This window comes from Kitasatospora sp. NPDC056184 (assembly GCF_042268405.1).
Classification (GTDB): domain Bacteria; phylum Actinomycetota; class Actinomycetes; order Streptomycetales; family Streptomycetaceae; genus Kitasatospora.
Genome location: NZ_JBHJUI010000010.1, coordinates 1 through 20,231, shown reverse-complemented (window position 1 = coordinate 20,231; position 20,231 = coordinate 1). Strand labels below are relative to the sequence as shown.

Below are 20,231 nucleotides of genomic sequence, written 5' to 3'. Positions count from 1 at the left end.
GATCCGATGGCGCCCCGGACGATCGACCTCGACAGCTACGCGACGGGCGTACGGGAGGGCTCGCGCGCGTACATCGCGCGGGCCATCACCCTCGTCGAGTCCATCCGGCCGGACCACCGCGCGCTGGCGCAGCAGTTGCTGACGAGGCTGCTGCCGCACGCGGGCGGGGCCGTGCGGGTGGGCATCACGGGGGTGCCCGGAGTCGGCAAGTCGACTTTCATCGACGCCTTCGGCACCATGCTCACCGGGCTCGGGCACAAGGTCGCGGTGCTGGCCGTCGACCCGACGTCCAGCCGCACCGGCGGCTCGATCCTGGGCGACAAGACCCGGATGGAGCGCCTCGCCGTCGACCCGAACGCCTTCGTCCGCCCCTCCCCCACCTCCGGCACGCTCGGCGGGGTGGCCAAGGCCACCCGGGAGTCGATGCTGGTGATGGAGGCGGCCGGCTACGACGTGGTGCTGGTGGAGACGGTCGGCGTCGGCCAGTCGGAGACCACGGTGGCCGGCATGGTGGACTCCTTCCTGCTGCTGTCGCTGGCCCGCACCGGCGACCAGTTGCAGGGCATCAAGAAGGGCGTCCTGGAGCTGGCCGACGTCATCGCGGTCAACAAGGCGGACGGCCCGCACGAACTCGACGCCAAGGGCGCGGCCCGCGAACTCGCGGGCGCGCTGCGGCTGCTCCAGGCCCCGGACGCGCCGTGGACGCCGCCCGTGCTGACCTGCTCGGGGCGCGACGGCACCGGCCTGGACGTGCTCTGGGAGCGGCTCCAGCAGCACCGCAAGGTGCTGGACGCCACCGGCGCGCTGGCCGCCAAGCGGCGCGACCAGCAGGTGGAGTGGACCTGGGCGATGGTGCACGACCAGCTCCTCGCCCGCCTGCACTCCGACCCTGAGGTGACCCGCCTGGTGCCCGACCTCGAGCGGCAGGTCCGCGACGGCGAACTCACCGCCACCCTCGCGGCGGACCGCATCCTGGACGCCTTCGGTACGCCACCGGCGACCTGAGCAGCCCGCTACACCGCCGCGAGACCCAGCGCCGTGCCCCACCCGTACGTGGGGCACGGCGCTTCGCGTCCCTCCTCCGCGTCGTGCGCTTCGACGGTCGCTCCACACGTCCTCGCCGTCCAAGGCCGTTCGTTACTTCGACGAGCGCCTGCACAGCGTTCACCTCTAGGAAGGAACACCATGCGGATCGGGATCACTGGGCATCGAGGGCTCGGCGCCGAGCTGGAGCAGCAGATCCGGCGGCTGCTCGCCGACTCCCTGGCGGCGGAGGACGCAGGCGCGCTCACCGTCGTGTCCTGCATCGCGGACGGGCCGGACGCGTGGATCGCCGAGATCGCGCTCGACCGGGGCGCCCGGCTCGCGGTCGTCATTCCCGCCCAGCAGTACCGCGATGGCCTGCCGGAGTGGCACCACCCCGTCTACGACCGTCTCCTGCACGGCGCCTCCGAGCAGCATCACACCGGGCGGATCGAGTCCGACGAAGCCGCGCACATGGCCGGGAGCGAGCTGCTCGTGGGGCAGGTCGACCGACTGATCGCCGTCTGGGACGGTCTTCCCGCTCGCGGCTTCGGCGGAACGGCGGACGTCGTCACCCACGCGAGGCGCCTGGGAGTCCCCGTCGACGTGCTCTGGCCCGACAGCGCCCGGCGGTGACAGAGGCCCCCGGACGGTTCGCGCCGTCCGGGGGCCCTCCGTCATGAACGCATTCGCAAAGGAGAGCCATGGGATTCGGCCTTGTTGTCCGCTTCGTCGCCCATGATGCGGCGGCCGCTCACGCCTTCGACCGACTGGCGCGGGAGACGCTCGAACAGATCCGCGCCATGGAGCCCGGCACGCTCGTCTCCATCAATCACGCCGTGCCGGACCAGCCGCGCGTCCGGGTCTTCTACGAGCTGTACGCGGACCGCGAGGCGTTCGAGGAGCACGAGCGACAGCCTCATGTCCGCCGGTTCCTGGCCGAGCGGGGCCAGTACCTCGAATCGTTCGAGGTCACGTTCCTGGACGAGATCGACGGCAAGGGGTCGGCCACCTGCACGGCCTGAACCACCCGCTCGAACCAGGGAGGGCCTCGGACGGTGTGAACCGTCCGAGGCCCTCCCCTTACCTGCCCTGCCCTGGGTCAGGTGTGTGTGGGCGCTTCACCCCGTAGCAGAGCTCAGGCGCTCTTGGCGGCCGTGAAGCGGGCCGAGACGTCCTGCCAGTTGACGACGTCCCACAGGCGGGTGACGTAGTCCGGGCGGACGTTGCGGTACTGCAGGTAGTAGGCGTGCTCCCAGGCGTCGAAGGCCAGCAGCGGGGTGGTGCCCTGGCCGACGTTGCCGTGGTGGTCGTAGACCTGCTCGACGATCAGGCGGCCGGCCAGCGGCTCCCAGGAGAGGATGCCCCAGCCCGAGCCCTGCACGCCGGTGGTGGCGTTGGTCAGCTGCTTCTTGAAGGCCTCGAAGCTGCCGAAGTGCTCGGTGATGGCGTCGGCCAGCTCGCCCTCGGGGCGGTCGCCGCCCTCCGGGGAGAGGTTCTGCCAGAACAGCGAGTGCAGCACGTGGCCGGAGAGGTGGAAGGCGAAGGTCTTCTGCAGGCCGACCAGACCGCCGAACTGCTCCTTGTCGCGCGCCTCGGCCAGCTGCTCAAGGGTGTCGTTGGCGCCCTTGACGTACGCGGCGTGGTGCTTGGAGTGGTGCAGCTCCAGGATTTCCGCGGACATCGCGCGCTCCAGCGCGGAGTAGTCGTACGGCAGGTCGGGAAGCGAGTAGGTGCCCATCAGGACACGGCCCCTTTCGGCGGGTTGAACGGTGACGATCGTGCCGGGTCAACACTATTGCGTATCAGTTGCAGGAACGAACAAGGGGCTCCTGCATATTCCTCACGTCGCGTCGGACACCATGGGACCACACGCATGTAATGGGTGACAATGGCCAGCGACCATGACGGAAGGGCCGATGGCGGCAAACCTCCCGCCACGCTGCGACGAGATCGGTGCGGGCTCGACGCACGGGCCGCACGCCGGCCACACCCCGGGGCGCGGCCACGCCGACCCGCAAGGCCGTCAGAGTCCGGTCGGCCGCCAGGGTCCGGTCGGCCCCGGCGTCCGGAAGTGGAACAAGTGCCTCCGGATTCAGGACAAACGTCACATTCGACGGGCCCCTGACAACGTTTCGGTTGCGGCGGGACATTTCCTCGGCACTCGATCTTCCCATCGCTCTGTGACCTGTGACATTTTACGTGTCACACATCGAGAGGCCGCGTCCCCCAAACCGCGGCCCCGAACGGCCCCGGAGGCCCCCACAGATGCGTACCTTCCGGATATCAAAGGCCAACGCGCGCAGGCTCCCTGCGCTCGGCGCCGCCTTCTTCATCGCCCTCGGCCTGTTCGCCCCGCAGAGCCAGGCCGCCCCGGCCGGCTCCGCCGCGACGACCCCGGCCGGCAGCAGCGCCGCCTCGTCGACGCCGCGGTCGATCCCGGTGCCCAAGTCGCCCGACGCGAAGAGCACCAGCCCCTTCAAGCTCTCCGCCCAGGACAGCACCGAGGAGCTGGCCCCGCCGGCCGCCCCGGCCACCCAGCCGGCGAAGGCCGCCAAGGGCTTCTCGGCCGCGGCCGCCGAGCCCTGTCCGGACCTCTCCGGAGTGCTCAGCGCCACGGGCAGCGCGCTGGTCCAGCAGCTCAAGGCCCTGCCGCGGGTCGACTGCACCTACTCGCTGTTCAACCTCACCGGTGACAGCGTGAAGGCCTTCCGCGAGGCCAACATGGTGACCGTCGCCAACGCCCTGCGCGACGCCTCCGCCACCTACCCGGGCGACAACAGCACCAACATCGGCCAGCTGGTCCTCTTCCTGCGCGCCGGCTACTACGTGCAGTGGAAGTACCCGGAGACCGTCGGCGCCTACAGCTCGACGCTGAAGTCCGCGACCGGCGCCGCGCTGGACGCCTTCTTCGCCTCCGCGCACGGCAAGGACGTCACCGACGCCAACGGCGCGCTGCTCGTCGAGGTCGTCAAGGTGATCGGCCAGAGCGACACCCTCGGCCGTGAGGCCGGCGTGTTCAAGTGGCTGCTCTCCAGCTACAACGGCAGCTGGCCCACCCAGATGACCAACACCGTCTCGGAGTTCGACTGGGTCCTCAAGGACGCCTACGAGTCCAAGACCGACGCCGCCGGCTGGAAGGCCGCCCTCAAGGCCGACCCCTCCCTGCTCAACACCTGGTCCGGCTTCATCACCCGCAACGACTCGCAGCTGAACCGCTGGGACGTCGTCAGCAACATCGGCCGCTACCTCGGCTACGCGCTGGAGGTGCCGGAGCTCAAGACCCCGCTGCGGCCGATCCTGAAGGACCTGATCAACCGCTACCCGAACGTCGGCCCCACCGCCCCGATCACCATGAACCTGGGCTGGGCCACCCGCCAGTTCGACAAGGGCAACTGCTCGGCCTACGGCATCTGCGACCTGAGCACCCGTCTGATGCCGGTGATCCTGCCGATCCAGCGCGTCTGCAACGACGGTCTGAAGATCAAGGCCCAGGACATGTCCCCCGGTCAGCTGGACTCCACCTGCACCAGCCTGATCAACCAGGACGCCTACTTCCACAAGATCATCGGTGACAAGGGCGCCATCCCCGGCGACGTGAACACCAACCTGGAGGTCGTCGCCTTCGACGACTACGACCAGTACTCGCTGTACGCCTGGGCCTTCTACGACATCGACGTCGACAACGGCGGCATGTACGAGGAGGGCGACCCGAGCAAGCCTGGCAACCAGGCCCGCTTCATCGCGCACGAGGCGTCCTGGCTGCGGCCGTCGTTCTCGATCTGGAACCTGAACCACGAGTACACCCACTACCTCGACGGCCGCTACAACATGGCCGGCGACTTCGAGGCCAGCCAGACCACCCCGACCATCTGGTGGGTCGAGGGCATCGCCGAGAACATCTCCTACGGCTACCGCAACGAGCGCAACGCCGACGCGATCACCGAGGCCGGCAAGAAGACCTACAAGCTCAGCGAGCTGTTCGACACCGTCTACGGCCAGACCGCCGACGCCGACGAGAACTCCAACCGGGTCTACCGCTGGGGCTGGCTCGCCGTCCGCTACATGCTCCAGGAGCACCGCTCCGACATCGACGCGGTCCTCACCAAGTACCGCGCCGGCGACTTCAACGGCGCCCGCACCATCCTGAAGCAGGACATCGGCACCCGCTACGACGCCGGCTTCGACGCCTGGCTGACCAAGTGCGCCACCAACGACTGCGGCCCGCTGCCGGAGGCGCCGACCGGCCCGGTCACCCCGACCACCCCGCTCTGCACCATCCCGGACACCCGCCAGTTCGACAACAACTGCCGCCGTGACAACCTGACCGCCACCACCGGCAACTACAGCTACCACTTCCTCAACCTGCCGGCCGGCGTCAAGACGCTGACCATCACCAGCAGCGGCGGCACCGGCAACGCCGACCTCTACTACGGCGGCTCCAACTGGGCCACCACCACCAACGCCCTGGCCAAGTCCACCAACGCCGGCAACGGCGAGACGCTGACCATCACCAACCCGCCGTCCGGCTGGGTCTACTTCAGCCTCGCCGCCCAGCAGACCTTCTCGGGCGCCACCCTCGCCGTCCAGTACCAGTAAGCAGTCTCCGTACGCGCAGGGCCCCGCCGGGACATCCGGCGGGGCCCTTCCCGTGCCCGCGCACACCCCCTCGGGGCTTGGCCGGCAAACGAACTGACAACGTTTCGGTTGCGGCGAACAATTCTTCGGTCCGCGATCTTCCCAGCGGAGTGTGACGTGTGCCATTTTACATGTCACACATCGAAGACCGTGTGCCCCAAAACACACGGCCCCGACGGCCCGGAGGCCCCCACAGATGCGTTCTTTCCGCATGTCCGCCGCCAACGCGCGCAGAGTCCCCGCGCTCGGCACCGCCTTACTCCTCGCGATCGGCTTGTTCACTCCGCAGAGCCAGGCCACCCCGGCCGGCACCGACCCGGCCCCCACCGTGGTGCCCGTCGACGCCGGGTCCGCGGCCGCCACCCCGCAGGGCATCCCGTTCCCGAAGTCGCCCGACTCCAGGGGCTACGACCCCTACCGCAGCTCCGCCCCGGACTCCGGTGCGCAGACCTCCCAGCAGTCCGCCCCGGCCCCCGAGGCCGGTGTCGCGGCCAAGGGGCTCGCCAAGGTCTCCCCGTCGGACCCCTGTCCGCCGGACCTCTCCGCCGTGATCAACGCCACGGGCAGCGCGTTGGTCCAGGAGCTCAAGAACCTCCCGCGGCCGGACTGCGCCTGGAAGCTCTTCGACCTCAACGCCGAGACCTCCGCGACCGCGTTCAACGAGTCCAAGATGGTGGCCGTCGCCAACGCACTGCGCGACACCGCCGCCAACTACCCGGGCGACAACAGCACTTCCGTCGGCCAGCTGGTGGCCTACCTGCGCGCCGGCTACTACAAGAAGGAGCAATACCCGGCCGCCCTCGGCGCCTACGGCCCGGCGGTCGACCAGGCGGCCGTCGGCGCGCTGGACGTCTACTTCGGCGAAGCCCACAGCAAGGACGTCACCAACGCCAACGGCGAACTCCTCGCCGAGATCGTCAAGGTGGTCGGACAGTCGCACTCGGCCGGCCGGTACCTCGGCCAGATCAAGTGGCTGCTGGACACCTACAAGCCCACCTGGCCCAAGCCGATGGTCAACAGCGTCGGCCAGCTCGACTGGGTCGTCAAGGACGCCTTCGAGTCCAAGACCGACGCCTCGGGATGGAAGGCCGCCCTCAAGGCCGATCCCAGCGCCTTCGACACCTGGCTCGGCTTCATCAACCGCAACGACCGCCAGCTGAACCGCTGGGACGTCGTCAGCAGCGTCGGCCGCCACCTCGGGTACTTCCTCGGCATCCCCGAGTTCAAGGACCGCACCAAGCCGGTGCTCAAGGACCTGATCCACCGCTACCCGAACACCGGCCCGACCGCCGCGCTCACCATGGGCCTGGGCTGGGCCACCCGCAAGTTCGACAAGGGCAACTGCGCCACTTACAACATCTGCGACCTGGCCACCCGCCTCCTGCCGGTGATCCTGCCGACGCAGCGCGTGTGCTCCCCGGACCTGAAGATCCGGGCGCAGGACATGTCCCCGGGCCAGCTGGACGCCACCTGCGAGAGCCTGACCAACCAGGACGCCTACTTCCACAAGATCATCGGCGACAAGGGCGCCATCCCCGGGGACGTGAACACCAACCTGGAGGTGGTCGTCTTCGACAACAGTGACGAGTACGGCTGGTACGCCTGGGCCTTCTACGACATCGACGTCGACAACGGCGGCATGTACGAGGAGGGCAACCCGGCCGTCGCCGGCAACCAGGCCCGCTTCATCGCCCACGAGGCGTCCTGGCTGCAGCCGGACTTCGAGGTCTGGAACCTCAACCACGAGTACACCCACTACCTCGACGGCCGCTACAACATGGGCGGCGACTTCGAGGCCAGCCAGACCACCCCGACCATCTGGTGGGTCGAGGGCATCGCGGAGAACATCTCCTTCGGCTACCGCAACGAGCGCAACTCGAAGGCGATCGAGGAAGCCCGCGAGAAGACCTACAAGCTCAGCCAGCTCTTCGACACCGTCTACGACCACACCGCCAGCGCCGACATCAACAGCACCCGCGTCTACCGCTGGGGCTGGCTGGCCGCGCGCTACATGCTCCAGGAGCACCGCGCGGACGTCGAGACCGTGCTCACCAAGTACCGTGCCGCTGACTGGGACGGCGCCCGCACCTTCCTGAAGCAGACCATCGGCACCCGCTACGACGCCGGCTTCGACGCCTGGCTGGACGCCTGCGCGAGCAACGACTGCGGCCCGCTCCCGGATGCCCCCACCGGCCCGGTCACCCCGACCACCCCGGTCTGCACCATCCCGGACACCCGCCAGTTCGACAACAACTGCCGCCGTGACGACCTGACCGCCGTCTCCGGCAACTACAGCTACCACTTCATCAACCTGCCGGCCGGCGTCAAGACGCTGACCCTCACCAGCAGCGGCGGCACCGGCAACGCCGACCTCTACTACGGCGGCTCCACCTGGGCCAACGCCGGCAACGCCCTCGCGAAGTCGACCAACGCCGGCAACGGCGAGACGCTGACGATCACCGATCCGCCGTCCGGCTGGGTCTACTTCAGCCTCGGCGGCCAGCAGGACTTCGCGGGCGTCACCCTCTCCGCCCAGTACAAGTAACGCAGTACAGGTAACGCGGTACAAGTAACGCAGTACCCAGGACCAGGGCCCCGCCGGTGTGCGAACGGCGGGGCCCCACCCGTTCCTACAGCTCCTCCTCCAGGGGGAGGCGGTGGACGCCGGGGAGGTGGGTGTCGAGTTCGCCCGGCTCGAAGCGGCACATGCCGACGGCGTGCCAGAACTCGCCGGCCACGTCGCCCTCGCACTTGTAGGCGCCGGAGGGGAGCAGGGCCGCCCAGCCGTCGGGGGCGCCGAGCAGGGTGGCCAGGGCGGTGGGGCGGCCGTCGGCGGGGACCCGCCAGAGCCGGACGGTGCCGTCCTCGCCGCCGCTGGCCAGCAGCGAGCCGTCCGGGCTGAAGGTGACGGCCAGGATCCGGCCGGTGTGCCCGCGCAGACCGGCCAGTTCGGTGCCGCTCAGCGGGTCCCAGACCCGGACCACCCGGTCGTCGCCGGCGGTGGCGAGCAGCGGGCGGTGCGGGTGGGCGGCGGCGGTCCACAGCCGGCCGACGTGGCCGGTGAGGCGGTGGCGGACGGCGCGGTCGACCCAGATCAGCGCGGTGCCGTCCCAGGAGGCGCTGGCCAGCCAGTCGCTGTGGACGGACGGGGCGACGGCGTACACCCGGTCGCTGTGGCCGTCGAGTTCGGCCACCACCCGGCCGCTCGCGATGTCGGAGATCCGCACCTTGGTGTCGTCGCAGCCGGTGAGCAGCTGCCGGCCGTCCGGGCTGAAGGCGATGGAGCGGACCCGGCCCCGGTGCTCGCGCAGCGTGATGAGGTGGGCGCCGGTGCGGCGGTACCAGATGCGGACCGTGTCGTCGTCGTTGGCGGTGGCGACCAGGACGCCGTCGGCGCTGAACGCCTCCGCCCAGACGTGCTCGGTCTCAACGTCCATCTCGCGCAGGTACTCGCCGGTGCGGGCGTTCCACAGGCACAGGTCGCCGTCGTTGGTGGCGGTGGCCAGCACCGACTCCTCCGGGCTGAACACCGCGGAGACCAACCGGCTGCTGCGGCCGGAGAGTTCGCGCAGCCGGCGGCCGGTGGACGGGTCCCAGATCCGGACCGCGCCGTCGTTGCCGCCGGCCGCGAGCAGGCTCCCGTCGCCGCTGAAGGTGAGCGAGCCGATCCGCCGGCCGTGGCCGCGCAGCAGCTGGCGGCTGCGGCCGCTGGCCGGGTCCCAGAGCCGCACCCGGCCGTCGTTGCCGCCGGTGACCAGCAGCGGGTCGCTCTCCGCGCCGCCCCGGCCCGAGCCGGGCCGGAACCGGCAGGCCCAGACCGAGCCCCGGTGCTCGGGCGGCTGCCGGCGCAGCGGCACCACCTCGCGGGAGCCCGCCGCGCCCGCCGCGCCCGTGCCCTCGGTGCCGACCCGCCAGACCCGGACCCCGCCGTCGCTGTCGCTGGCCGCGAACCGGGTGCCCGCCTCGTCGAAGGTGACCTGGTAGATCTTGCCGGTGGAGTCCTCGGGCCGGCCGACGGCGGTGCCGTCGAGGGGGTTCCAGAACCGGATCTGGCCCTCGGTGTCGCCGCTGGCGAGCAGGTCGCCGTCGGGGTGGAAGGCCATCGTGTAGATCCGTCCGGCGTGGCCGGGCATGCTGTGGCGCAGCCGGCGGCCGGCCACCTCCCAGATCCGCACGGTGCCGCCGCTGCCGTCGTCCGGCCCGCCGTCGGCGGTGGCCACCAGGGTGCCGTCCGGGCTGAACGCCGAGCGGTAGACGGTGCCCCGGTGGCCGGGGAGGACGGCGAGCCGGCGGCCGTTCACGGTGGACCACAGGCGGGCGCCGCCGCCCTGGTCGCCGGTGACGATCACGGTGCCGTCGGGGTTGAACACGGCGGTGTAGACGGGCGCGGCGTGGCCGGGCAGGCGGTGCAGCGGCTCGCCGGTGGCGGTGTCCCAGAGGGTGACGACGCCGTTGAGGTCGCCGGTGGCGACCATCCGGCCGTCGGGGGCGAGCGAGACCGGCCAGACGCCGCCGGGGTGGACGTCGAGGCGGTGGCGGCACTCGCCGGAGACCGGGTCCCAGAGCCGGACGGTGCCGTCGGCGCTGCCGGTGGCGAGCACGCCCCCGGCGAACTTGACGACGTAGACGCGGCCGATGTGGTCCTTGAGGGTGCGCAGGGCGATGCCGGTGACGGCGTCGCAGACCAGCACGCTGCCGTCCTCGGAGCCGACCGCGAGCAGGTGGCCGTCGCGGCTGAAGGCGACGGGTTCGGGCAGCCGGGTGGAGCGCACGTCGAAGCCGTAGGGGACGCCGACCTCGGAGGGGCTGAAGCCGGCCTCGACGGGCAGGCCGGGGGCGATCGCGGCGGCCTGGAGTTCGGGGGCGGCCAGCACCTCCTCGTCGGTGACGGCGGAGATCAGCGCGGCCCGCTGCCAGCGGCTGCCGCGCAGCCGGGCGCCGCGCAGGTCGGTGCGGATCAGCCGGGCGCCGTGCAGGTCGGCGAAGCGCAGGTCGGCGCCGGAGAGGTCGGCGGAGTCCAGGCGGGCCCCGGCGAGGCGGGCGCCGCGCAGGTCGGCGCCGGCGAGGTTGGCGCCGAGCAGCCGGGCGCCGCGCAGGTCGGCACCGAACAGGTCGACGCCGGACAGGTCGCGGTGCGAGAGGTCCTCGCCGGCCAGGGTGGCGCCGCGCAGGTCGGTGTGGGCCGGTACGCGCAGCCGGTCGAGGACCTTGACGGCGTTGAGCCGGGCCGCCTCGGAGCCGGGCTCGGGGGCGTCCAGGACGGAGCGGGCCCAGCGCTGGCAGACCTGGTGGTCGGCGAGGTCGCAGAGGAACTCGACGGCGAGCCGGCTGAGCGGGCCGCGGCCGAGCAGGGTGGCGTCGCCGCGCAGCAGCGCCTCGGCGGCGGCCCGGGCGACCAGCCACTCCACCACCGAGCCGTGGATGAAGTGGAACATGCCCTCGTCGGAGCGGACCAGCAGGCTGCCGGAGCCGACGGCGTGGGCGACCTGCGGGGTGGGCATGCGGTTCTCGGCGAGGCCGTTGAGCACGCCGGCGATGTCGACGATCTCGTCCAGCGGGATGGAGCTGCGCCCGCTCTCCCACAGCCGCAGCGCGAGCAGGGTGACGGCCTGCCAGAGCTGGTCGAGGTACAGGCCGGGGGCGGCGCCGGGGCCGCCGTGGCCGCGCTGCTCCTCGAAGCGCAGCCAGGCGGTGAAGACCTCCTGGTAGAGGCCGGCGGCGCTGAGCGCCCGGCCGGCTCCGGCGACGGCGCGCAGCCGGTCGTGGTCGAGGTCGGCGACGAAGCTCAGCAGGCGCGGGTTGCGGCACAGCGCGAGCAGGTCGGGGATGGCCTCCAGCAGGCGCATCCGGCGGTCGGCGGCCTCCCGGTCGCCGTAGCGGTTGCCGAGGTAGCCGCGGATCTGGTGCGGGGTGAAGTCCTGGACGGCGATGAGCCGGCGCTGCGGCAGGAGGCCGACACGTTCGCCGAGCGCGGTGAGCACCTGCTCGTGGGAGCTGAAGTGCTGGGTGCGGCTGGTGACGACGATCTTGGCGTTGTCGACGGCGGCGTCGAGCAGCACCTGGAGGTGGTCGGCGGCGCGTTCGTAGCTGACCCGGTTGACGAGTTCGTCGAAGCCGTCGAAGAGCAGCACCACCCGGCCCTGGCGGAGCATGTAGCGGAAGGCCCGCAGGTCGAGAGTGTCGATGCCGTGCTCGGTGAGGTGGGCGGCGACCAGGCCGTCCAGCGAGTGCGCCTTGTCGAGTGCGCTGAGCTCGATGAACAGCGGGGACAGGTGCGGGAGTTCGGCGGGGAGCCGGCGGGCGAGCTCGCGCAGGGCGAAGGTCTTGCCGCGGCCGAAGTCGCCGAGCAGCAGCACGAAGCGTCCGTGGTCGGAGTCGAGCAGCCGGAGCAGTTCCTCGACCAGGCCGTCGCGCTCCTCGGCGCCGGGGCGCTCGGTGTCGCGGTAGCGCTGCGGCAGGTAGAGGCCGGGGTGGTACTGGCTGTCGGTGGCGAGCCGCTCGGTCTGGGCGGCGACGTGGCCGCGCAGGTCGATCAGGCCCTGGAACTCCAGGAAGCTGCGCAGCCGCACACCCCGGCGGCGGGCCCGGTCGCGCAGTTCGCGCGAGGGCGGCGGGCCGTCGTGGACGAGTTCGGCGTCCAGGGCGGCGCCGTCGGCGTGCACCGATTCGGCGAAGCGCTCGACCTCCTCCTCGGTGGGGGTGCCGATGCAGGCGGCCACCCGCTGCTGGCGGACCAGCCCGGATTCGGCCCAGGTGACGAAGAGCTGGGTGGCGGTGCCGGCGACGGGCCGGATCTGGGCGCCGGGGTGCCGGGTGCGGCAGACCTCGGCGACCCGGGCCAGCAGGGCCTCCTCCGGGGTGGCGAGCGCGCGGGCCTCGTGGTCGGTGTCGGCGGGCTCGCGGACCCCCTCCAGCTGCGGCGGGCCGGCCTGCGGGGCGGGGGCGGGGGGCGGGAAGGCGCGGCCGGCGCGGCGCCAGGGCGCGGTGAGCCGCTGGCGTTCGACGGCGGGGGCGGGCCAGCGGGTGAGGCCCTCGCGGGTGAGCTGGAGCAGCTGGTGGGCGCCGGGGGCGGCGGCGGCGAACACCGGCAGCTCGCCGGCCGAGGTGGCGAGGGTGCGCGGGGCGGTGCGGCCGTCGCCCGGGCCGTGCAGCAGCAGGTGGAGGCGGGGCGCGGTGAGCCGGGTGAAGCGGTCGCCGTCGCGCAGCGGCTCGGTGTCCGGGCCGTGGGGGGCACGCGCCGGGACGAGGTTGGCGGAGCGCACGCCGGAGCCCGGGGTGACGGGGTGGCGCACGGCGCCGATCCGCAGCCAGCCGTCGTTCTCGTAGGGGCGCAGCGCCTGGGCGAACCAGGCGGCCTGCTCGGGGCCGAGCCAGCCGTAGCGGTCCTCGGGCCGGTGGGTCCAGGCCATCGAGGAGTTGAGCGCGGCGACGACGGTGCCGAGTTCGGGCACCGGGAAGAGCGTCCAGGGCTGGGCGCTGTCGAAGACGACGTCCAGGCCCTGGTAGAACTCCTGGAACAGCCGGGCGTAGTGCCGCCACTTGGGCCAGTACGGCGGGGCGGGGCGCAGTTCGTCGGCCTCGCAGGTGGCGAAGTAGGCACGGGAGGCGGCCTGGCTGACGTCCTGGCCGCCGGGCAGGACGGCCACCCGGTGCGGTTCGAGGCCGAGCAGGGCGCGCATCCCGGTGAGGAAGGTGAGCGCCTGCTCGCACTCGCGGGGGCTGCCGGAGGCGGTGAGGTCTCCGGTGACGACGACGAGTTCGGGCGTGGGGGCGCCGGCGTCGGCGAGTTCGACGAGGTCGCCCCAGATGGCGGCCTGCAGGGCGACCGGGTCGTGGCCGCTACCGAAGGCGGGCCCGGCCAGGTGCAGGACGGTGACCGCCTCGCGTCCGGCGGGGCGGCCGGCGGCCTGCGGGTACTCGGGCTGGACGGAGGGGCGGCGGCGCCCGGCCCGGCCGGTGCCGCCGACCTGGTGCGGGACGGGGACGGCGCCGCGGTCCTGGAGCGGGCCGCCGGAACCGCCGGGGCCCGCGGCGGTTCCGTTGCCCGGGTAGCCGGGGACCAGGTCGGGGCGGGCCCGGCCGTCCATCGCCTGGGCGACCCGGGTGAGCAGCAGCTCGCGGGCGCGGGCGGGCTCGGTGACGCCGACGAGGTCGATGTAGGTGAGGGTGGCGAGCAGGCCGTCGACCGGGATGTCCTCGATCCGGACGGTCACCAGCCGCCGCTCGGGCGCGTCCGGATCGGCGCGCAGCGCGGCCTGCCACTCCATCCGGCCGTACCGCGAGCGCTCGTAGTTGCGCGAGAGCAGCGCGATGACGGCGGCGGACTCGGTCACGCCGCGGTCCATGAAGTCGACGAAGTTGGTGCCGGGCACGAAGTCCCAGGCCTGGAGGAAGGCCCGGTATCCGGCCTCCTCCAGGGTCCAGGCGATCCAGGCCGCCCAGCGTTCGTCCGCCGGCGAGTAGCTGATGAAGAAGTCGATCGGCCCGGGGCCACCCGGGGTCGCGTCAAGAGCCCCCATGGGAGGAGCTTATGACCGATCCGGAGAGGCTCAACCCTGTTTCACCGCAACGGATCCGGGTGGTTTTCGGTCGCCGATGGTCGAACACCGGTACGGAATTCGGTCTTCCGCGCGAACCGCGGCCTCGACCGGCAACCCCCCGTGTGCGACCCTGACGTCCGTGTTCGCGTACTGGCCCGCCGTCAAGCGGCTGCACCCCCTGGACCTGCTGGCGGCGGGACTCCTCGCCTGTGGCCTGCTCCTGCTCGCCACCGGACTCCTCCCGGCGGACGCCGCCGGAGCGTCCGTCCAGCGGATCGCACCGCTGCTGGCCTTCCTCGGCTCGGTCATCGTGCTCGCCGAGCTCACCAGCGCCGCCGGAGTGTTCGACGTGGTCGCGGCCTGGGTGGCGCGGGCCGGGCGGGGCAGCTACCCCGCGCTGTTCCTGCTCTGCGTCGGCTTCGCCGCGCTCACCACGACGGTGCTCAACCTGGACACCACCGCCGTCCTGCTCACCCCGGTCATGCTGGCGCTGGCCACCCGGGTGGGCATCGCCCCGCTGCCGCTGGCGATGACCACGGTCTGGCTGGCCAACACGGCGAGCCTGCTGCTGCCGGTCTCCAACCTCACCAACCTGCTGGCCGCCGACCGGGTCGCGCTCTCCCCCGCCGGCCTGGCCCGCGCCATGTGGGCGCCGCAGTTGGCCGCGCTGCTGGTCACCATGGCCTGCCTGTGGGGCTTCTACTGGCGGCGCGGGCGGCGCGGCGCGGCCACCTACGCGCCGCCGGAGGCGCACCGGCCGGCGGACCGGGCGCTGTTCCGGATCTGCGCGCTGGCCTGCACCGGCTTCCTGGCCGCCAGCCTGGCGGCGGTCGTCCCGCTCTGGGCGGCCTCGGGCGCGGCGGCGGCCGTGGTGGTCGCGGCCTTCGCGGTGCGCCGGCCGGAGGCGCTGCGGACCTCGCTGGTGCCCTGGCGGCTGCTGGTGATGGTGCCCGGCATGTTCCTGGTGGTGCAGACCGTGGACGCGCACGGGCTGCACCGGCTGCTGGCCGACGCGATCGGCACGGACGGCGGCACCCTCGGCCTCTTCCGGGCCTCGGCGGTCGGCGCGGGCCTGTCCAACCTGCTCAACAACCTGCCCGTCTACCTGGCCGGCGAGGCCGCCGTGCCGGACGGCAACCACACCCAGCTGCTGGCCCTGCTGATCGGCACCAACATCGGCCCGCTGGTGACCCCCTGGGCCTCGCTGGCCACCCTGCTCTGGTACGAGCGCTGCCGCTCGGCGGGCCTGCGGGTGCCGCTGCGCGGGGTGGCCGCGACCAGCGCGGTGCTGGCGCTGGGCGGCGTCGCGCTGGCCACGGCGGCGCTCGCCCTGACGGCCTGAGCTACCCGGGTGCGGACCGCGCCACCAGGTCGAGCAGGTACGGCAGCACCTCCGGGCGGCCCGCGACGTAGCTGCGGGCCGTGTCCGGCCGGCCGATCCGGGCGCTGAACGGGCCGCCGTCCAGCGTGCGGACCCGCAGACCGGCCTCGGTGGCGAGCAGGCAGCCGGCCGGCAGGTCGATCTCCTCCGCCCGGTAGCCGACGAAGCCGTCGATCAGCCCGCCGGCCAGCAGCGACCAGGTGAGCAGCGGCGCCCACAGCTGGAGCACCCGGCGCGCCCCGCGCTCCAGGCCGTCCTTGAGCGCCCGCGCCACCGGGTCGCCGACCGGCACGCCGTGGCCCTGCGTCCAGCCGAGCACCGGGCGGGCGGCGCCCGGCCGGCGCGCCGGGGCCCGCAGCCGCCCGGCCGGGCCGTACGCGCCGGCGCCGCGCACCGCGCGCCAGGTACGGCCGACCACCGGGTCGTGCACCACACCGAGCACCGGCTCGTCGTCCACGCACAGCGCGATGCCGACCACGTAGGCGGGCAGGCCGATCACCACGTTGTTGCTGCCGTCCAGCGGGTCCACCAGCCAGGTGCGGCGGGCACCGGGCCCGCCGGCGCGGTCGCCGCCCTCCTCGGCGCGGATCCGGTCGGCGGGGAAGCACCCGGCGAGCCGGCGGGTGACCAGCTCCTCCGCCAGCAGGTCGAGCTCGGTGACCACATCGCCGTCCGCGCCCTTGGCGTCCACCCGGAAGGCCCCGGGGAAGCGCGAGCGCAGCAGGGCGCCCGCCTCCTCGGCGGCGCGCACCGCGACCCGGCACTCCTCCGCGAACGCCCCGCCCCCGTCGGCCCCGTCAGCCCCGTCACCCCGGCCCGCCGTCGTCCCCTCCACCGATCCTCCAGGCTGCCTCTTCGGCGATCCGGGCCGTCCGGTCCGCGTCGCAGAGCCGCCGCACCACCCGGCGGCGGCCGCCGTCCACCGGCCCCAGCACCACGTCCACCGGCCCCGGCACGGTGCGGCCGAGCACCACGGTGGCGGTGGGCGTGCCGTCCGGCAGCACCGTGGCGTGGAACTCCCCCGCCCGCAGGGTGTACGTCTCGCCCCGCCCGCTGGTCTGCTCGGCCAGCCGCTCCCAGCGCACCAGCCGCGCGGTGGGCCACAGCTCGTCCACCCCGGAGGCGGCGTCGCTGCGCACCTCGTACGCCCGGTGGCTCGGCCGGGCGGGCTCGTCGTACACCCCGACCCGCAGGTTGCCGATCCGCCCGTAGAGCACGCTGCTCTTCAACTCCCAGCTGTGGCAGTGGATCTCCCGCTGCCCGGCGGCGGTCACCGGGTCGAACACGTGCACGCAGACCCCGAGCGCGCCGTCGCGCAGCACCGGCAGGCAGTAGAACCCGAGCGGATGGGCCACCGCCCTCAGCACCCTGGTCCCCCGCGCCACCTGCGTCAGCAACCCGCCCACCAGCGTGTCCAGCCCGGGCTCGGCGGTACTCCGGCCGGCGGCCCGGTCGAGCGTCCTGAACAGTTCGTCGCTCATCGCTCCCCCTCGTCCCCCTCCCACATGCTAGGACCGGGTCGAAGCCGACGGCCAGCGGCCGGACACCCCAACCGGCGGTTTCCCGTTGCCACTTCGGGCCGGTCCGGCCGCCGGGGGCGCCGCAACGGCCGCGGGCCCGCGACGCGTGGTGCGTCGCGGACCCGCGGGGGTTCCGGGAACGGGTCAGGCGGTGTTGGGGAAGAGCGTCCAGCGCTGGTTGGCGTTGCCGCTGCAGCCCCAAATCACCAGGGCGGTGCCGTTGGCGTCGTTCCAGCCGGGCAGGTCGAGGCAGGCGCCGGCGGCGGGGTTGAAGAGCGAGCCGTCGGCCCGCTGCGTCCAGATCTGGCCGCTGGTGGCGCGGCAGTCCGCGAAGACCACCGCGGTGCCCCAGGAGGTCAGGTCGCCCTGGACGGTCACGCAGCGGTCGCCGCTGCGCAGGGTGCCGTTGGAGGGGAAGCTGAACTTCTGGTTCGCGCCGTTCCAGCAGTCGTAGAGGCGCAGGCTGCCGCCGTCGGGCGCGCCGAAGTTGTCGAGGCAGCGGCCCGGGTTGTGGACGGAGCTGATGTTGTAGCCGGGCTTCTCCTCCACGACCTCCTTCGGCACGGCGAACCGGGGCAGGCCCGCCTCCGGGGCGGTGCCGAGGAAGCGGAGCAGTCGGCCGTCGGAGACGGTGGCGATCAGGTCCGGGTACCCGTCGGCGGTCATGTCACCGGGCGCGTCCAGGGCGGGGAAGACGTCGGCGGCGAGCCCGAGCGGCAGCGCCGGGAGGGCGGTGGGCGCCGCCCAGCGCTGGGCGGCGCCGTCGCCGCACTCCCCGATCGCCAGGCGGCTGCCCGCCTGGGCGGCACCGGGCGCGCCGAGGCACTTGCCCGAGTTCGGGTTCTTCAGCGTGCCCGGGAAGGGGCCGGTGACCCACTTCTGGGCCGGGCTGCTGTTGCAGGACCAGATGTTGACGGGCGAGCCGGCCGCGGTGGCGCCGCCGGTGACGTCGAGGCACTTGCCGAGGACGTGCAGCAGGCCGTCGGTGCCGAGGGTGAACGCCTGGCCGGGGGCGGCGCCCTGGTCGGAGCAGTTCCCCAGCACGGCGGCGGTGCCGTTGGTCGTCGTGCCGTTGGCGATGTCGGCGCACAGGTCCGCCCCGGCAGCGTCCTTGAGCGCGGAGGCCAGGGGCTGGTGGGAGGGCGCCGCCAGGCGGCTGAAGCCGGTGACGGGCTTGCCCGCGGCGTCCAGCGGCAGGGCCAGGCCGGTGACGGCCCCGGTCACGGAGTCGCGCACCCAGAGCGTCGGCGCGCCGTTGACCTCGCCGGGCGACAGCAGGGTGAAGCCGCTCCAGTCGTCGCCGTCGGCACCGAGCTCGACGCCGGTGCCCAGGTGGCAGAGGGTGTCGGAGGGGTAGAAGCGCAGGTGGCCGTTCTCGACCGTGACGAGGCCGGTCCCGCCGGTGCCCCGCTGGACGGCCGCCAGCTGGGTGATGTGGTCCCAGGTGCCGTCGATGCCCCTGGCGCACGCGCTGCTGGTGCCCAGTTGGAGGGCGGTGTCGGTGAAGTGGCCGTCGACACCGTTCAGGCTGTTCGCGTCGTTGCTGTAGACGTAGAGCTGCTTCGCGGTCTTGTGGTACGCGAACAGCGAGTCGCCGCTCCCGATGACCGCGCCGCGGTGGGCCAGCAGGTAGTCGTTCCAGTTGTCGCGACGGGGGCTGCGGTTCGCCGGGGAGGCCGTCTCGGGCCCGGCCGTGGCGCTGCCGCCCCGGACCAGGGTCAGCGAGCCGTCGGCGGCCGGGACCAGGGCGTCGGGAGTCCCGTCGAGGTCGACGTCGCCCGCCACGGGCGCGGTGACCGGACCGGCGGGGACGTAGTACGCGTAGGTGGCCCACTGCGGCTCGGAGTTGCCCGCGCCGTCGACGGCGCGCACGAACAGGGTGTGGCCGCCCCAGTTGGCGGCGCCGACGCTGATCGGGACGTCGGCGTACGCGGTGCCGTCGGCCGCGAGGGAGGCCGGGACGCGGGCCCTGCCGGTGGGCACGCTGTTGTCGTCGAGCGAGTACTGGAACTCGCGCACGCCGCTGGAGACGCAGCCGCCGGGCGCGCAGCCGCCCGGGGCCCGCTCCTTGCTGGTGACGCGCACGGTGATGCCGCGGTCGCCGGCGTGACCGGTGGGCTTGGCGCCGCTGCCCGTCGGCGGGAACACCGTGGAGGGTGCGATGGACGCGAGCGTCGGCGCGGTGAGGTCGACGTTGAAGGCGCAGGAGGCCGTCACGGGGCTGTTCACGCCACCGGCGGTGGACCAGGCGTTCCAGCCGTACTGGTGGCCGTCCTGCAGCGTGCGGCCGACGTAGGCCTGGCCGGTGCCCCCTGTGGTGGGGAGGGTCTGGCTGACCGGCCGGCTCCCACCGGCGGACTCCCCGGTCTCACCGGCCGTGACGTCCCACAGGTGGAACCCGATCGTGAGACCGGAGACGGGCTGCGCGGAGTCGGCGAAGGCCGACAGCCGGACGTCGGAGGTGTCGTTCGGCAGCGGCACGGTGCGGCCGATCCACCCGGGGGTGCCGCCGCCGCACGCGTTTCCGGCGGGGTTCCTCGGCTCGGGGCTGGTGGTCATCGCGCTGGGGGTGTTCGGCCCGGCCTCGCTCGCCGCCGCCGGGGCGTCCGCGAACGCGGCTCCGGGCGCGGCCAGCACGAGGCCGGCCGCGCACAGCGGTGCCAGACCTCTCGCCAGCAGGCCGCCCAGCCTTCTGGGGGGACGGGAATCACGCATGATCTGTCAGTTCGCCTTCGCAGCAGGACCCCCTCGGCCCAGGGCGGACCGCCACCTGCCGCGTCACGGGCGACCGGTGAACGAAGGGGGTTTGTCCGATTGGTGCCCAGTCCGATCGTGCGTCAGGTGACAGGGCCTCACCTCGGCGATCGGTGCGCGGTCGAACGCTAGTGTGTCCGCACGAGCGCTGGCAATCGGTTTCCGTGATCGCCGGACGCCGTCCACCGGGGCGAACGGCGCAGGTCACGGGCGCGCCGCGAGGAGCGGCTGCGGGGAGCAGCCGCGGGAAACGGCGCGCGGCCCCGGCCGGAGGGTTCCGGACGCTGTTGGCGAATGTGAGTGATCGGCTGCGGTGAGTGACGCCGGTCTCCGAGACTTGTCTCGGAGACCGGCGTTGGTCGTTGCGGGGTGGTT

General features: G+C 73.0%; 11 protein-coding genes. 6 read left to right on the top strand and 5 right to left on the bottom strand.

The window, feature by feature from the left end:
* Positions 1–6 precede the first annotated feature (6 nt).
* The 3 genes from meaB to ACFC0B_RS20695 all read left to right on the top strand — a co-directional run bounded on the left by meaB (position 7) and on the right by ACFC0B_RS20695 (position 2,048).
* Positions 7–1,005: a methylmalonyl Co-A mutase-associated GTPase MeaB gene (gene meaB / locus ACFC0B_RS20705; protein WP_376087493.1), complete on the top strand. Its 999-nt coding sequence runs from the start codon at positions 7–9 to the stop codon at positions 1,003–1,005.
* Between the two features lie 180 nt (positions 1,006–1,185).
* Positions 1,186–1,659 (top strand): hypothetical protein, encoded by a 474-nt coding sequence (locus ACFC0B_RS20700; RefSeq protein WP_376087491.1) that lies wholly within the window; start codon positions 1,186–1,188, stop codon positions 1,657–1,659.
* Between the two features lie 68 nt (positions 1,660–1,727).
* Entirely contained in the window at positions 1,728–2,048 is a 321-nt protein-coding gene (locus ACFC0B_RS20695) for a putative quinol monooxygenase (RefSeq protein ID WP_376087489.1), read from the top strand.
* A gap of 113 nt (positions 2,049–2,161) precedes the next feature.
* Here the strand turns inward: ACFC0B_RS20695 and ACFC0B_RS20690 are convergent, their stop codons facing one another.
* Positions 2,162–2,764, bottom strand: a complete 603-nt coding sequence (locus ACFC0B_RS20690) for a superoxide dismutase (RefSeq protein ID WP_350570883.1) — start codon at positions 2,762–2,764, stop codon at positions 2,162–2,164.
* A gap of 527 nt (positions 2,765–3,291) precedes the next feature.
* Here ACFC0B_RS20690 and ACFC0B_RS20685 point away from each other — a divergent pair.
* Together ACFC0B_RS20685 and ACFC0B_RS20680 are read left to right on the top strand one after the other, a co-directional pair.
* A complete protein-coding gene (locus ACFC0B_RS20685; protein WP_376087487.1) occupies positions 3,292–5,622 on the top strand; it encodes a collagenase in 2,331 nt (776 codons plus the stop codon).
* A gap of 235 nt (positions 5,623–5,857) precedes the next feature.
* Positions 5,858–8,206, top strand: coding sequence for a collagenase (locus ACFC0B_RS20680; protein WP_376087485.1), 2,349 nt, complete (start codon positions 5,858–5,860; stop codon positions 8,204–8,206).
* 85 nt (positions 8,207–8,291) lie between these two features.
* Here ACFC0B_RS20680 and ACFC0B_RS20675 read toward each other — a convergent pair whose 3' ends face one another.
* A complete protein-coding gene (locus ACFC0B_RS20675) occupies positions 8,292–14,180 on the bottom strand; it encodes a TIR domain-containing protein (protein WP_376087483.1) in 5,889 nt (1,962 codons plus the stop codon).
* A 160-nt stretch (positions 14,181–14,340) separates the two neighbouring features.
* Here ACFC0B_RS20675 and ACFC0B_RS20670 point away from each other — a divergent pair, with 160 nt between their 5' ends.
* Positions 14,341–15,543, top strand: a complete 1,203-nt coding sequence (locus ACFC0B_RS20670) for an SLC13 family permease (RefSeq protein WP_376087481.1) — start codon at positions 14,341–14,343, stop codon at positions 15,541–15,543.
* 1 nt (position 15,544) lies between these two features.
* Here ACFC0B_RS20670 and ACFC0B_RS20665 read toward each other — a convergent pair whose 3' ends face one another.
* From ACFC0B_RS20665 to ACFC0B_RS20655, 3 genes are all read right to left on the bottom strand, one after another.
* Positions 15,545–16,333, bottom strand: a complete 789-nt coding sequence (locus ACFC0B_RS20665) for an inositol monophosphatase family protein (RefSeq protein ID WP_376087479.1) — start codon at positions 16,331–16,333, stop codon at positions 15,545–15,547.
* A gap of 55 nt (positions 16,334–16,388) precedes the next feature.
* Positions 16,389–17,063 (bottom strand): hypothetical protein, encoded by a 675-nt coding sequence (locus tag ACFC0B_RS20660; protein ID WP_376087477.1) that lies wholly within the window; start codon positions 17,061–17,063, stop codon positions 16,389–16,391.
* Positions 17,064–17,246: 183 nt separating this feature from the next.
* Positions 17,247–19,817, bottom strand: a complete 2,571-nt coding sequence (locus ACFC0B_RS20655; RefSeq protein ID WP_376087475.1) for a ricin-type beta-trefoil lectin domain protein — start codon at positions 19,815–19,817, stop codon at positions 17,247–17,249.
* Positions 19,818–20,231: the final 414 nt, after the last annotated feature.